Source organism: Streptomyces sp. R11, from assembly GCF_041051905.1.
Taxonomy (GTDB): Bacteria; Actinomycetota; Actinomycetes; order Streptomycetales; family Streptomycetaceae; genus Streptomyces.
This window is the reverse complement of the sequence record NZ_CP163432.1, coordinates 276477-290933: the sequence shown is the minus strand read 5'-3', so window position 1 is coordinate 290933 and position 14457 is coordinate 276477. Positions and strand designations below refer to the sequence as shown.

Genomic DNA, 14457 nt, shown 5'->3' with positions numbered 1-14457 from the left:
GGGGGTTGGTACGGGGGAGTGAACGGATGCGCGGCCTGTTCGGCGTGGCAGTGGGCCCCGGGGGAAGGGGGAAGTGGGCGACTGGTCGGCCTCGACCGGCCGGGCGATGGCCTCCAACCTGGTCCAGGCGGCGCGCGAGCCGGCCGAGAACCCGCTGCCGGCCCCGGCAGGGCGACTGCTCCTGATTGAGGTCGATGGAACCGGTTCGACCCGTGATGCGCGGGCACTCGGGCGTGGCCGACGGGCAATCCGGTCGAGGCACCCTGGAGGTCTCCATGGCCGTTCGCCATCGTCTGATCCACGCCGGGCCGAGTGCCGTATGGGCCGTACTCGCCGACGGCAGCCGGTATGCGGAGTGGGTGGTGGGGACCTCGCGGTCCGAGCCGCTTCGCGGGCGGTGGCCCGACACCGACGCGGCGATCCGCTACGAGGTGCGGCTCGGCCCCGCCCGGCTGTTCAACGAGACGATTGTCCGCCGCTGCGAGCAAGGCGTGGCCATGGAGCTGGAGGCTTACGCCGGTGTGCTGGGCACGGCACGTATCGCGATCGAGCTGCGGCCGTGGGGCGAAAAGTGCCTGGTGCTGGTGGACGAGCACCCCCTCCAGGGAGCGGGCGGTCGACTGCACAACCTGGGCTTCGAGGCGCTGATCCAACTGCGCCACCGGGCCATGCTCGCCCGCCTCGCCCGGCTCTGCGAGAGCGAGGCGCAAGACGCCCGCCGCGCCCCGCAGAGGGCGCCGGCCGCGGCGGCGGTGCCGGACACGGACGGAGCCGGCCGTGCCTGACGCCGTGGTGATCGGCGCCGGACCCAACGGTTTGGTGGCCGCCAACGTGCTGGCGGACGCCGGGTGGAGCGTCGAGGTGCTGGAGGAGCAGCCGGAGCCGGGCGGCGCCGTCCGTCACGACCGCGGCGTGGACCCCGACTTCGTCAACGACATCTTCAGCTCCTTCTACCCGCTGGCAGCCGCCTCGCCGGTCCTGACCGCCCTGCGTCTGCAGGACTACGGGCTGCGGTGGAGCCACGCGCCCAGTGTGCTGGCACATCCCCTCACCGACGGCAGCTGCGCCGTACTGGACCGGGACGTCCACACCACTGCCGCGTCCCTCGAGGCCTTCGCACCGGGCGACGGAGCCGCGTGGGAGCGGCTGCACGGCGTGTGGCAGCGTCTGAACCCCGAGCTGCTGAACTCCCTGTTCACCCCGTTCCCGCCCGTCCGCTCCGCGGCGCGGCTGGCGCTGCGGCTGCGGGCCGCGGGCGGGCTGCGCATGGCACGCTCCCTGGTACTGCCGGTGCGCCGCCTGGGGGAGGAGGAGTTCGACGGTCAGGGAGGCCGGCTGCTGCTGGCCGGCAACGCCCTGCATGCCGACCTCGCCCCGGAGTCGGCCGGCAGCGGCGGCTTCGGCTGGCTGATGGCCATGCTCGGACAGACGTACGGCTTCCCCACCCCCGCCGGCGGCTCGGGCGCCCTGACCCAGGCTCTGACCATGCGCCTGAAGGCCCGGGGCGGGCGGGTGCGCTGCGGGCAGCGGGTCGAGCGGATCGTCGTGCGCGGCGGGCGGGCCGTCGGCGTGCGTACGGCGGTCGGCGACGCGGTACAGGCACGCCGGGCGGTACTGGCCGACGTGTCGGTTCCCGCCCTGTACGGCGATCTCCTCGAACCCGAGCATGTGCCCGAGCAGCTCCTGGACGACCTGCGTCGCTTCCAGTGGGACTTCGCCACCTTCAAGGTGGACTGGGCGCTCGACGGCCCGGTGCCCTGGGAGGCGGAGCAGGCGTCCCGGGCAGGCACCGTCCACCTCGCCGACGGCTTGGACGAACTCACCCGCTTCACCGCGCAGATCGCGATGCGGCAAGTCCCGGACCGTCCCTTCGTGCTGTTCGGCCAGATGACCACCGCCGACGCCACCCGCTCCCCGCTGGGCACCGAATCGGCCTGGGCCTACACCCACGTGTCCCGCGAGATCGCCGCCGACGCCGCCGACGAGGGCATCACCGGCCGCTGGGACACCAAGGACCAGGAACTCATGGCCGACCGGGTCGAACGCCAGGTGGAACGCTTCGCGCCCGGCTTCCGCTCGCTGATCCGCGCCCGCCGCATCCTGGCACCCCCGACCCTGGAGGCACTCGACGCCAATCTGTGCGGCGGAGCCATCAACGGCGGCACGACCGCGATCCACCAGCAGCTCGTCTTCCGCCCCGTGCCCGGCACCGGACGCCCCGAGACCCCCGTCCCAGGCCTCTTCCTGGCCTCCGCCGGTGCCCACCCGGGCGGCGGTGTGCACGGCGCTCCAGGAGCCAACGCCGCCCGTGCCGCCCTGCACCGCCACCGGCCACCCGGCCTCGCGCGCGCCCAACGCCTCCTGAGCCGACGCGACCGCACCGGAACCGTACGCTGACGACCCCCGCTGCACGAGGAACTGCGATGACCAAGAACGAGGTGCGCAGCGCCCGGTCCGGCAGGTCTGCGGTGCGCAAGCCGTCCGCACTGCGCGGGAAGCGGACCGGTGACTGATGCAGACGTTTCTGCCCCACCCGGACTTCCGGCAGACCGCCCAGCTCCTGGACCGGCGTCGGCTGGGCAAGCAGCGGGTCGAGGCACTTCAGGTCCTGCGCGGTCTGACCGTCCCCGGCTACGGGTGGCGCCGGCACCCGGCTGTACGGATGTGGACCGGGTACGAGGAAGCCCTCGTCCGGTACGGCCTGGAGATCTGCCGGGTCTGGCGGGAGCAGGGACATCAGGACAGCTGCGCAGCCTCCCTGGTCGCCGGACTGGCCGCGCACCGGCCGGGCGCCGCAGTGCGCGACCAGGGGGAGTTGGCGGCTGCCGGTGAGCTGCCGCCCTGGCTCGGAGAGGAGGCGTTCCACGAGAGTCACCGTTCGGCGCTGGTCCGCAAGGACCGCGACGTGTACGGCGGCCTGTTTCCGGGCGTCCCCGACGATCTGCCCTACGTGTGGCCGGCATCGGACCGTGAACCCCGGTACGTGCCCACCGGCAGGTGACGCCCACGGCCATGACCGGTTCGGGTCGGCATCGCGGACACTGGGTAGCAGAAGAGGGGAGGCCGACCGTGCTGACCTCAGTCCGTGACCAACTGGGCCAGGCCCTGTTCCGCCGGGTCGCGGGCCCCGACGGCCCGGCGACGCGTGCCCGTATCCACGACACCCCCGGCCCGCGCTGGTTCGGCCCGGATCGCCCGATCCGCACGGTCCACGGCGACGCCTCGATGTTCATCGGCGGACTGAGCGCACTGCTGCTGCAGTCCCTGCATCCGCTCGCCATGGCGGCAGTGGCGGGGCACTCCGGATATCGCGGCGACCCGTGGGGCCGACTGCAGCGCACCAGCGCCTTCCTGGCGGTGACGACCTACGGCACCGCCGAGGATGCCCAGCGGGCCGTCGACCACGTCCGCGGCATCCACGAACGCATCCGCGGGACGACGGCCGAGGGCGTGCCGTACCACGCGGCTGATCCGCATCTGCTCGGCTGGGTGCATGCCGCCGAGGCGGACAGCTTCCTGCGCGCCCACGAACGCTACGGAGCACACCGGCTGGACGCCGCCGCCTACGACGCCTACGTGGCCGACACCGCGCGAGTCGCCGAGGCACTGGGGGTCATCGAGCCGCCGCGCGACCGCCGCGAACTCGCCGAGCGGCTGTCCGCCTACCGGCCCGAACTTCGGGCCGGCCCCGAGGCGCGCGCAACCGCTCGCTTCCTGCTCTTCCAGCCCCCGCTGCCCCTCGCCGTACGCCCCTTCTACGGCGGACTTGCCGCGAACGCCGTCGCCCTGCTTCCGCCCTGGGCCCGCGGCATGTTGTGGCTGCCCCGGGTCCCGGTCGTGGAGGACCTTGCCGTACGCCCCACCGGCCAGGTTCTGACCCGGACCATCCGCTGGGCCATGAACCGCTGATGGGTGCCTTCGCCGGACCGAACCCACGTCAGTTCGGCAGCTCGTCGGCGAAGACGGGCAGGAGCACCGGATGAAGCCTCAACCGCGTTTCACGCTGGCCGCGACCACCCTTGATGCCCCCAACGCTCGCGAACTCGCGCAGTTCTACCAGGACCTGCTCGGGTGGCAGGTGCGGAAGGAAGAACAGGGCTGGGTCGAGATCACGTCCCCCGACGGCGGGGCCGGGCTGTCGTTTCAGACAGAGCCGCTCTTCACCGCACCGCAGTGGCCTGCCACCCGCTCCGACCAGCAGATGATGATGCATCTGGACCTCGAGGTGACCGACCTGGCGTCCGCTGTCGATCACGCCGTCGCGCTGGGGGCGACCCTGGCGGACTTCCAGCCCCAGGCCGACGTACGCGTCCTGTGCGACCCGGCGGGGCACCCGTTCTGCCTCTTTGTCCGCACCGGCCCGCACGCAGCCTGACAGGCCGGGGCACGCGGCGCGTCCGCGGTGGCTGATGAGGGCCGGCACGATCGTGGGAGGCGGGGCCGTCCGCGGGTACTCGGTCGCTGCACGGCGGTGAACGGCACCGCCCCGACTTCGCGGAGGCACGTTCCCATGACTCAGCATGTCCGCGACGTCATGACGACCGACCTGATGACCGTTGAACCGCAGGCCTCGGTGCAGGCGGTGGCCCGGATGATGCGCGACGAGGACATCGGCGCCGTACTGGTCACCGAGGGCGGGCGGCTGCGCGGGCTGGTCAGCGACCGTGACCTGGTGGTACGCGCGGTGGCCGAGGGCGGCGACCCGGACCGTACGACCGTGGCCCAGGCGTGCAGCGAGGATCTCGTCACGGTCGGGCCCGACGACGACCTGATTCTCGCGGTGCAGGTGATGCGCGAGCATTCCGTCCGGCGGGTACCTGTCGTCGACCGGGAAAGTCACCCGGTGGGCATCGTCGCCATCGCCGACCTGGCCATCGAGCGTGATCCCGGCTCGGCTCTCGGCGACATCAGCGCTGCGCGCCCCAATCAGTGAACCTGCAACGTCCCATGGCCTGCCTGTGACCGAGAGGAGGGCGCGCCATGACGAACCCTGAACCCGAGCAGACACGAAATCCAGGCCGCGAACCCGGCCGCGGCGTACCACCCGGTGAGACCCCGCCCGCCGAGGCGGATACCACGTCCGCCATCTCCTATCCGCAGTCTGAGCTGCGCAGGGGCTGGGGCCCCATGCCGATCGTCCTGATCATGCTGGTCGTGGCGCTGGTGGCGATCGGGCTGATCGCGATGGTGGTGGCTCTCTGATCGCGTGGTGTCAGCGGGCAAGCGTCGCATCGGCGGCGGGACCAGGGCCGGGGATCGGTGCGGTGCCACCGGGGCCGCGCCTCGCTTCCGCGGTGGCACCGCCGCCGAGGGACAGCCCGCAGACGGTCTCCACGGATTCCCTCGCGTACGCACGCATGTGCGAACCGCATCTCAAACGTGCAGGCGGCAGGCTTACGTCCGCGGGGACTGGGAACTCAGAGCACACCACAAGCCGCCCCACCGCTCGGGGTCGGGTCACCCCCTCCCTTGCGGCAGGTGCCGGGATTCAGGAGTGAACGTGAGCATGCGCATCGGAGTGGAGGAAGAGTTTCACGTCCTGGAGGTGGAGAGCGGACTGCTCGTGCCGCGAGCCGACGCGATCCTGAGACGGCTTCCCGGACGGACCTACACCACCGAACTGCATCAATGCACCGTGGAGTCCAACAGCTCGGTACACACGTCCCTGCACGATCTCTACGCCGACCTCACCGGCATGCGACGGAGGCTCGACGCGGCAGCCTCCTCATTGGGCCTGGCCGTGGTGGCCGCCGGCACGGCCCCGCTGGCGCCCGCGGCCGCGGCCCACACCACAGCCGGGGCACGCTACCGCCACATGACCGAGGAGTACCGCAAGGTCGCCGACGAGCAGCTCATCTGCGGCGCCCAGGTTCACGTGGACGTACCCGACCGCGACACCGCCGTACGGACCATGTGCGAGGTCTCGCCCTGGCTGCCGGTACTCCTGGCCCTCTCCGCGAGTTCACCGTTCTGGCAGGGGGCCGACACGGGGTACGCGAGCTGGCGCACCATGCTGTGGCAGCGCTGGCCCACCGCGGGGCCGGTCGGCTGCTTCCCGGACGCGGCCGCGTACGACGCGACCATGGAGGACTTCGTACGAGCCGGGATCGTCAGCGACGCGGGGATGATCTACTACGACGTTCGCCCCTCGGCCCATCTGCCCACGCTGGAACTGCGCATATGTGATGCCTGCCCGCGCCCGGAGACCGTCGTGCTCATCGCCGGTCTCTTCCGTGCCCTGGTGACCGAGGCCCGCGAACGCCTCGGCCGACGCGATGCCCCCGGGTGCGCGGGGCGGCACGAGTGGCTGCGGGGCGCGTCATGGCGTGCCGCCCGATCGGGGCTCGAAGGGATGCTGGTGGACCCCGAGACCCACGAGGAGGCACCCGCGCCCGCGGTGGTGCGGAAGCTGCTCGTCCGGCTGCGGCCCGCGCTGGAAGCCCACGGGGACTGGCATACCGTCCGGGAGCTCACCGAGGAGGCCCTCGCGAACGGAAGCGCTGCCCGGCGTATGCGCCGTGCGGCACAGGACGAGGACCTGCTGGGCTGTGTCGACATGCTGATCGCCGAGACCCGCGGCGAACACGGACGGCGCAGGTCCCCATCGTTCGACCGCAGTCTCGCCCGTGCCGTCGTCCTGGGCGGACCGCCCTCCTCCGTCGTTCCCGGGTCACCGGACGGCATCGGCAGCTGAGGTGCCCGTGGCCGCCCCGGCGGCCGTCGGCGAAGTTCCCTTCCCCGCGCAGAAAGGTCTCGTGATGTCTCGCACCACCACCCAGGCCCTCCTGACCGGCGTCCGCGCACCGGCACCACCGTGCAGGCGCGCCCACGTCGACGCGAGGAAGGGAGGCGGGGCGTCATGTGCGGTCTGACCGGTGAGGTTCGCTTCGACGGCCGGCGAGCCGACCTGGCGGCCGTCGAACGCATGGCTGACCGGCTCGCTGCCCGGGGGCCCGACGGACAGGGCACCTGGGCGCGGGGCCCGGTCGCGCTGGGACACCGGCGACTGAAGATCATCGATCTCTCGGACCGCGGAGCGCAGCCCATGACCGATGCCCGTGGGGAGGTCACCGGCGTCTTCAACGGCTGCGTGTACAACCATCCGGAGCTGCGCGAAGAGCTGCGCAGCCTCGGGCACCGATTCGAGTCGACGTCGGACACGGAGGTCGTACTCAAGGCCTACCAGCAGTGGGGCACCGCCTGCGTCGAGCACTTCCTCGGCATGTTCGCGTTCGCGCTCGTCGAGCACCGGACCGGCCGTGTCGTCCTCGCCCGGGACCGGCTCGGAATCAAGCCCCTGTACCTGGCGCGGACACCGGAGCGGCTGCGATTCGCCTCGACGCTGCCCGCCCTCCTCGCCGCCGGAGACGTGGACACCTCGCTCGATCCGGTCGCCGTCCACCAGTACCTGAGCTGGCACGCCACCGTCGCGGCGCCGCGCACCGTCCTCAACGGGGTGCAGAAGCTCCCGCCCGCCACCGTGCGGATCGTCGAACCGGACGGCACACATCGGGATCACTGCTACTGGCAGCCGTCGTACACGCGCCGGCCCGAGTACGCCGGCATGGGCACCGACGAATGGCGCGACGCGGTGCTGGACGCGCTCCGCACGGCCGTGCGCCGCAGGATGGTGTCCGACGTGGAGGTCGGTGTCCTGCTCTCCGGCGGCCTCGACTCCAGCCTGATCGTCGCGTTGCTGGCCGACGAGGGCCGGCACGACCTGATGACGTTCAGCGTCGGCTTCGAGACGGAGGGCGGCGAGAAGGGCGACGAGTTCCGGTACTCGGACCTGATCGCCCGCGAGTTCGCCACCGACCACCGACAGCTGATGGTCCCCTCCGACCGGGTGTCGATGGCTCTGGACGGCGCGGTCGCCGCGATGAGCGAGCCGATGATCAGCCACGACGTGGTCGCCTTCTACCTGCTGTCCGAGCAGGTGTCCAAGGAGGTCAAGGTCGTTCAGAGCGGCCAGGGGGCCGACGAGGTCTTCGCCGGCTACCACTGGTACCCCCAGCTGGCGGAGGTTTCCCGCGAGGACGAACCGGAGCGGTACGCCGCGACGTACTTCGATCGACCGCATGCCGACCTCGCCAGGGTCCTGCGGCCGGACATGCTGCCGCGCGACGACGTATCGGGCGGCTTCGTCCGCAGGCACATGGCGGTACCGGGGGCCGAGACCGCGCTTGATGCGGCACTTCGGCTGGACACGCACGTCATGCTCGTCGACGACCCCGTCAAGCGGGTCGACAACATGACCATGGCCTGGGGCCTGGAGGCACGGGTTCCATTCCTCGACCACGAGCTGGTCGAGTTGGCGGCGGCCTGTCCGCCGGAGCTGAAACTGGCCGACGGCGGCAAGGGCGTGCTGAAGGAGGCGGGCCGCAAGCTCCTGCCCCGCGAGGTCGTCGACCGGCCCAAGGGCTACTTCCCCGTGCCGGCCATCCGCCACATGGCGGGACCGGTCCTGGAGCGCGTACGTGAAGCGCTCGAGGCACCGGAGGCGAAACAACGCGGCCTGTTCCAGGAGTCGTACGTGACCGAGCTCCTCGCGGCGCCCGACGAGCACCGGACCAACCGGGGTGCGAACGCCCTGTGGCAGATAGCTTTGCTGGAGATATGGCTGCAGACCCACGGAATCAAGTGACCGACGACGGGGGCATGCGGGTGGCGCACGGCCCGGCGCCTGTGTTCGCGCGTCCCGGGCCACTCACGTCGGTCACCGTGCAGCCCCCGGACAGCCGGACGGGGGACGCGCGCGGTACCGCCCGCGCCGCCGCTCCGGCCCCGGTGCCGTTGCCCGAGGCGGGCGGGCCCCGAGACGCCGTGACCCGGCTGCGCGCCCACGGCTGCTGGTATCCCTCGGCCAACGCCGACGGCACCGAGGTGGCCTTCATCTGCGACCGGGGTGGCGTCCCCCAGCTGTGGTCCGGCTCCGTCGACAGTGACGACGTGCGGCTGCTCGACTCCTCGCCGGACCCCGTGAAAGAGGTGTTGTGGTCGCCGAACGGACAGTGGATCGCGTACACCACCGCGCCGGGCGGCGGTGAGCACACCCGGGTCCTGTGCGTGCGGCCCGACGGCACCGGCCGACGCCTTTTGGCAGGGGCCGACCCGGCCAGTTCCGCCTATCTGGGCTGCTGGGCCCACGACGGCTCGTCCGTCGCCGTCACGTTCGCGGCCCCGGCCGCCCCGCAGTACGGGATCACCACAGGGCACGTCGCGACGGCACCGGACCTTGCCGACGGCCGCCCCGCCGACTGGGCGGACCGCGGCGGTCGCGCGACACTCCTGGGCCCGGCCGCGTACGACGGGGCAGTGGGGGAGGAGCCGAGCGGAACGCCGACCGACGCCTGGGCCCCGGCGGCGCCGACGGTACGTCCCGACGGCGGCCTGTCCGTCTACCTGATCGATCCCGACGGTCTGGTTTCCCCCGCCCTGCTCACCACGGAGACCCACGCCGCCTCCCTCCGCGTGTGCGACCTCAGCCGCGACGGCAGCCTCGCGCTGCTGCGCCGCGGACCGCGCGGACGCAGGGAGGCGGTGGTCCGACGCACCGCCGACTCGGAGAGCACCTTCGCCATGCCGGTCGCCGACGGCGACCCTTGGATCGGCCGGTTCTCTCCCGACGGCCGGACCCTGTGGCTGCGCAGCAACGCCGATCGGGAGTACGCCGCGCTCCTCGCGGTCGCGCTGGACGCCGACGGCGGCCCGCGCGGTGTGTCCCTGGTGACCGAACGCGAGGGCGTCGACCTCGAACTCCTGACACTGGCGCACGACGGCCGCACGGCCGCGCTGGCGTGGAACGTCCAGGGCGCGAGCGAGCTGGAACTCGTCGAGACCCACCCGACCCGACAGCCCCCGGACGACACGGGCCCGGCACGGCCCTTGCCCCTGCCCCACGAGGTCGCCACACGGGTGACGGCCGCCGGCGCCGGGGGCCTGCTGCTCGCGCTGTCCGGATCACAGCGCCGACCGGGCCTCTGGCGGGCCCACGAGGGCGTGTCCATGCTGCGCACTCCCTGGTCCTCCCAGGACGAGGACGCCGTCCCGCCGGGCCGTCCACCGGTACGCCCCGTCCCCTTGCGTCTCACGGCGAGGGACGGGCTGCCCCTGAGCGGCTGGTACTACCGGGCGCCGGGCCGTGCCCGGGACGAACCGGCGCCCTGTGTGATCCACCTGCACGGCGGTCCCGAGGAACAGGAACGGCCGGTGTTCAGCCCGCTCTACCACGAGCTGGTCGGGCGTGGCCTGGACATCTTCGCCCCCGACGTCCGCGGCTCCCTGGGGCACGGCCGGTCGTTCGTCGACGCCGACCTGGGCGCAGGGCGCTTCGCGGCGTTCGACGACGTCGCCGACTGCGCGGCCCACGCGGTCATGGCAGGCCCCGCCGATCCGACGAGGCTGGCCGTCATGGGCCGCTCCTACGGCGGCTATCTGACGTTCGCCTCAGTCGTATGGCACCCGGATCTGTTCCGCACCGCGGTCGCCGTCTGCGGCATGTCGGACTTCCTCACCTTCTTCGCCGGTACGGAGCCCTGGATCGCTGAATCGGCCGCTCACAAGTACGGCCACCCGGACCGCGACCGCGAACTCCTGCGCAGCCTGTCGCCGATGAGCCGTATCGACGCACTGCGTGTCCCGCTGCTCGCCGTCCACGGCGAACACGACACCAACGTGCCGCCGGGGGAGTCCCAGCAGTTCGTGCGCGCCGCGCAGGAACGCGGCATCGAAGCCGAACTGCTGACTCTGCGCGACGAGGGCCACGACTTCCTGCGTGCGGACAACCGGCGACTGTTCCGCCGGGCTGCGGCGGACTGGCTGGAAGGCCACCTCCACGTGTGAACCGGCCTCACTCGGGACCCGCCTCCACCGTGGTCGTGACCCGGGTGACCGCGGGCTTGGCCGGCACGGAACCGAACCCGAAGCGCACCGGCGGTTCGACGGGCGCCAGCTCACCGAGGTCGCGGCCCTCCAGAGCGGCCGACAGAGCGCAGACCGGCCGCAGATCGCGTGCGCCGTACCACTCGCGGCGGCCCGCACCAGCGCTACCCCGTGTCCGCACGCCGGGCAGGAGCACACCGGCAGGCCGGTCCGTCAGCGCACTCCATGCCGGACGGCGGGCGAGAACACCGGGGACGGCGCACAGCAAGAGCCCCAGCGCCCCTCGTCGACCGGTGGCGAAGCACAGGTCGACAGGCCCCGCCGTGACGGTCCAGGTGCCGTCGGCCACGCTTACGTCGACCGGGGCGATGCGTACGGTGTCGAAGGTGTAGATGCCGCTGATGAAGCCGGCCGTCTCCGGTGTGGGCGCGAACAGGAGCCGTTCCCCGTCGGCCCGCTCCAGCATCACGTCGCTGAACCGTCCGAACGGTGACACCTCCCAGTGCCCGAGCACGATCCGCGTCCCGGAGGCCGTGCCCAGACCGGCGATCCAGCCGTCGAAGCGCAGCCGCGACCGCCCGGCTCCGCCGAGGATCCGGCTCATCCGCCAGTCACCGGCGCCCGCACTCCGCACGCCACCACAGCAGGCGAGTCCCCCGTACGAGACACAGGAAACGGACGGCCCAGACGGCCGCGGGGCCCGCTGCCGGCGCCCCCACCGGACCGTGTGCCGAGAGCTCCGCATGGGCGTAGCGTCCTCATATGGGCGAGCACCGGTACGTGCGGCGCCCGAGTGCCGCGCCCCGAGGGGAGCAGTCGGCATGACCGGTACGGGTGATCCGACCTCGGACGACGGTGCACTGGACGCCGCGTTCGCAGAAACGGTGCGCCGAACCGGTGCGTCCATCGGCGCGCTGTACCTGCTCGCACCGGACCAGCGGCTGCTGTGTCTGGACGTGCTGTGCGGGGTGCCGATCGAGTTCGCCGCACCATGGGCCAGGGTTCCGCTAGCCTCCCCGGCGCCCGTGGCCGACGCCGTCCGTGAGGACCGCCTGGTGTGGGTCGGCAGCCAGGACGAGATGGTTCGTTCCTACCCGCGCACCGCGGTGGTACTTCCGTACCCGTTGGCGCTGGTCGCCGCACCGGTCACCGGCGTGCGGCCGCGCGGAGCCCTGCTGCTGATGTGGCCCGCCACGCGCCCGCCCTGCATGACCCAGCGGGAGCGGGGCAACATCACGTCCAGTTGCCGACGGCTGGCCCGGCTGTTGGAGGAGGCCGCCGAGAGAACCGGATCCCCCGCCCGCCGCGAACAGCCGCGCGTCGTCACCGTCGCAGCCGATCGCCGATCCGCGATCACCGATCCGGCCGTCGCCGACTTCGTCGAGCGTCTGCCCGGCGGAAGCTGCGCCCTGGACCTGGAGGGGCGCTTCACCTACGTCAGCTCCGGTGCCTGCGAACTGCTGGGCTGCGAGGAAGGTCGGCTGCTGGGCACACAACCCTGGCAATCCCTGCGCTGGCTCGACGACCCCACCTACGAGGACGGCTACCGCGCCGCGCTGATCAGCCGGGAACCCGTTTCGTTCACGGCGCGCCGTCCGCCGGACCAATGGCTGGACATCCACCTGTACCCGGACGCGAGCGGCATCAGCGTCCGCATCATTCCCACCGGTGGGCCCGCGCCGCCCTCACCGGCGCCCCGCCGGTCCACGCGCACCGCCACGCCGGCCCGCGGCGGCCAGCTGTACCAACTCACACACCTCGCCGCCGCGCTGACCGAGGTCGTCGGCGTCCAGGATGTCGTGGACCTCGTCGCCGACCAGATCATGCCCGCCTACGGTGCCCAGGGGCTGGTCATGAGCACGGCCGACGCAGGCCGACTGCGGATCACCGGCCACCGGGGCTACGCCGCCGACACCATCAGGCGCCTTGACGGCCTCCCCCTCGACACCGCCTTCACCCCGGCAAGGCCTTGAGCAGCGGCATCCCCGCGTTCTTCGCCAGCGTGGAGGAGATGCTGCGCGACTACCCCGAGGCACCGCTGATCAGCGGCAAGCAGGCCTGGGCGTTCCTGCCGCTGATCGTCTCCGGCAGGCCCGTCGGCGTGTGCATCCTGTCCTACGACGGCCCTCACGAGTTCCCCGCCGAGGAACGCGCCGTCATGACCTCACTCGCCGGGCTCATCGCCCAGGCCTTCGACCGCGCCCGCCTGTACGACATCAAACACGAGCTCGCCCACGGCCTCCAGCAGGCGCTGCTCCCGCGCAGCCTGCCCACCATCGCCGGCCTGCGCGTCGCCGCCCGCTACCTGCCCGCCACCCGCGGCATGGAGATCGGCGGAGACTTCTACGATCTGATCCGGCTCGGCGACAGTGCGGCCGCAGCCGTCATCGGCGACGTCCAGGGACACAACGTCGCAGCCGCCGCCTTGATGGGTCAGGTACGTACCGGTGTCCACGCCCATGCCACCCTCGGCACGCCCCCCGACCAGGTCCTCCACCGGCTCAACCGGCTCCTCACCGACCTCGCCCCCGACCTGTTCACCAGCTGCCTCTACGCCCGCCTCGACTTCGCCCGCGCACACGTGACCCTTGCCAGTGCCGGGCACCCGCCACCCCTTCTGCGCCTCCCCGACGGGGACACGCGACCCGTCGCCGTCCCGCCCGGGCCTCTGCTCGGCATCGACCCCGACGCCGTCTTCCCCGTTACGGGGATCCCGCTCACCCCCGGGATGCTGCTCGCCTTCTACACCGACGGCCTCGTCGAAACCCCGGGCACCGACCTCGACGACTCCATCACCCAGCTCGCGCGCCATCTCGCCGCCGTCGACGACACGGACCTGGACGGGCTCATCGACACGCTGCTGAGGAAGGCCGCCACCACCGTGCAGCGCACGGACGACATCGCACTGCTCGTCCTGCAGCACGCGACGCACCACTGAGGACAGGGGTGACAGCGCATGCCGGGTCACCCTTGCCCGGTCTCCTCAGGGACGCTCGTCGGAGTAGCCAGGTTCGTGGTCGTGTGCGGAGGCCTCCGCGACCCGCTTGAGCCCGGATGCGGTGGCAGGGTCCCCGACCTTGGCGGGTTCGTCGTGCACGGGCCCCGCAGTACGGTCCTGGTGGAAGTGGGAGGAGGCCAGCTTGTTGCCGGGACCGTGGGGCTCCGGATGGGTGTCGGCGGCTTCCGTGGGGGCAGGGCCGGATCGGGCCGCAGGGCGCGGCCTGCCGTTCTGGACCGCCTCCTCCTGCCCGCCGTGTGGCGGACGCGGCTGGGTCAGCCAGGCGACGGCCGCGCCGGTGACGGCGATGGGCCATTCCACCACCCCGGCCACGCCGAGCACTCCGGCGCCGGTGTAGACCGCGATCCGGCGGCCCCGAGGAGACACCGCCCCGATCCGGTCCAGGGCACTGCCGGCGACCTTGCCCACCTGCTCAGCCCCGGGCAGACGCCGGAGCCCGGAGCCGACGACCCGCAACGGAAACGACAGAACCGACGGACTCGTCCTGACCTGGTTCATCTCGTACTCCCTCCGCAGGTCTCCAAGGGTCTTCGCCCCGGGTTTCCACTCTCACACCG

Annotated in this window: 14 protein-coding genes; 12 read left to right on the top strand and 2 right to left on the bottom strand. The window is 72.2% G+C overall.

Going from position 1 to position 14457, the window contains the following annotated elements:
* Positions 1–275 precede the first annotated feature (275 nt).
* The 10 genes from AB5J55_RS01450 to AB5J55_RS01405 all read left to right on the top strand — a co-directional run bounded on the left by AB5J55_RS01450 (position 276) and on the right by AB5J55_RS01405 (position 10842).
* Positions 276–785, top strand: a complete 510-nt coding sequence (locus tag AB5J55_RS01450) for an SRPBCC family protein (protein ID WP_369268861.1) — start codon at positions 276–278, stop codon at positions 783–785.
* Positions 778–2397 (top strand): phytoene desaturase family protein, encoded by a 1620-nt coding sequence (locus tag AB5J55_RS01445; RefSeq protein ID WP_369268860.1) that lies wholly within the window; start codon positions 778–780, stop codon positions 2395–2397. The genes AB5J55_RS01450 and AB5J55_RS01445 overlap by 8 nt, the downstream gene beginning before the upstream one ends.
* A gap of 115 nt (positions 2398–2512) precedes the next feature.
* Positions 2513–3001, top strand: coding sequence for an MSMEG_6728 family protein (locus AB5J55_RS01440; RefSeq protein WP_369268859.1), 489 nt, complete (start codon positions 2513–2515; stop codon positions 2999–3001).
* 68 nt (positions 3002–3069) lie between these two features.
* Entirely contained in the window at positions 3070–3909 is an 840-nt protein-coding gene (locus AB5J55_RS01435) for an oxygenase MpaB family protein (RefSeq protein ID WP_369268858.1), read from the top strand.
* A 70-nt stretch (positions 3910–3979) separates the two neighbouring features.
* The gene (locus tag AB5J55_RS01430) at positions 3980–4375 is read left to right on the top strand and encodes a VOC family protein (protein WP_369268857.1); all 396 of its coding nucleotides are present in this window, start codon (positions 3980–3982) and stop codon (positions 4373–4375) included.
* A gap of 135 nt (positions 4376–4510) precedes the next feature.
* Positions 4511–4933, top strand: coding sequence for a CBS domain-containing protein (locus tag AB5J55_RS01425; protein ID WP_369268856.1), 423 nt, complete (start codon positions 4511–4513; stop codon positions 4931–4933).
* Between the two features lie 47 nt (positions 4934–4980).
* Positions 4981–5202: a DUF6480 family protein gene (locus AB5J55_RS01420; RefSeq protein WP_369268855.1), complete on the top strand. Its 222-nt coding sequence runs from the start codon at positions 4981–4983 to the stop codon at positions 5200–5202.
* A gap of 304 nt (positions 5203–5506) precedes the next feature.
* A complete protein-coding gene (locus AB5J55_RS01415) occupies positions 5507–6694 on the top strand; it encodes a glutamate--cysteine ligase (protein ID WP_369276050.1) in 1188 nt (395 codons plus the stop codon).
* Between the two features lie 165 nt (positions 6695–6859).
* Positions 6860–8644 (top strand): N-acetylglutaminylglutamine amidotransferase, encoded by a 1785-nt coding sequence (locus AB5J55_RS01410; RefSeq protein ID WP_369268854.1) that lies wholly within the window; start codon positions 6860–6862, stop codon positions 8642–8644.
* On the top strand, positions 8641–10842 hold the full coding sequence (locus AB5J55_RS01405) for a prolyl oligopeptidase family serine peptidase (RefSeq protein ID WP_369268853.1): 2202 nt from the start codon (positions 8641–8643) through the stop codon (positions 10840–10842). Before AB5J55_RS01410 ends, AB5J55_RS01405 begins: the two co-directional genes overlap by 4 nt.
* 7 nt (positions 10843–10849) lie before the next feature.
* Here the strand turns inward: AB5J55_RS01405 and AB5J55_RS01400 are convergent, their stop codons facing one another.
* A complete protein-coding gene (locus AB5J55_RS01400; RefSeq protein WP_369276049.1) occupies positions 10850–11485 on the bottom strand; it encodes a hypothetical protein in 636 nt (211 codons plus the stop codon).
* A 217-nt stretch (positions 11486–11702) separates the two neighbouring features.
* Between AB5J55_RS01400 and AB5J55_RS01395 the strand changes: the two genes are divergently transcribed.
* On the top strand, positions 11703–12854 hold the full coding sequence (locus AB5J55_RS01395) for a PAS domain-containing protein (RefSeq protein ID WP_369268852.1): 1152 nt from the start codon (positions 11703–11705) through the stop codon (positions 12852–12854).
* Complete coding sequence (locus AB5J55_RS01390; protein ID WP_369268851.1) at positions 12851–13819, top strand: GAF domain-containing SpoIIE family protein phosphatase; 969 nt, start codon at positions 12851–12853, stop codon at positions 13817–13819. The genes AB5J55_RS01395 and AB5J55_RS01390 overlap by 4 nt, the downstream gene beginning before the upstream one ends.
* A gap of 45 nt (positions 13820–13864) precedes the next feature.
* Here the strand turns inward: AB5J55_RS01390 and AB5J55_RS01385 are convergent, their stop codons facing one another.
* Complete coding sequence (locus AB5J55_RS01385) at positions 13865–14398, bottom strand: hypothetical protein (RefSeq protein ID WP_369268850.1); 534 nt, start codon at positions 14396–14398, stop codon at positions 13865–13867.
* Positions 14399–14457: the final 59 nt, after the last annotated feature.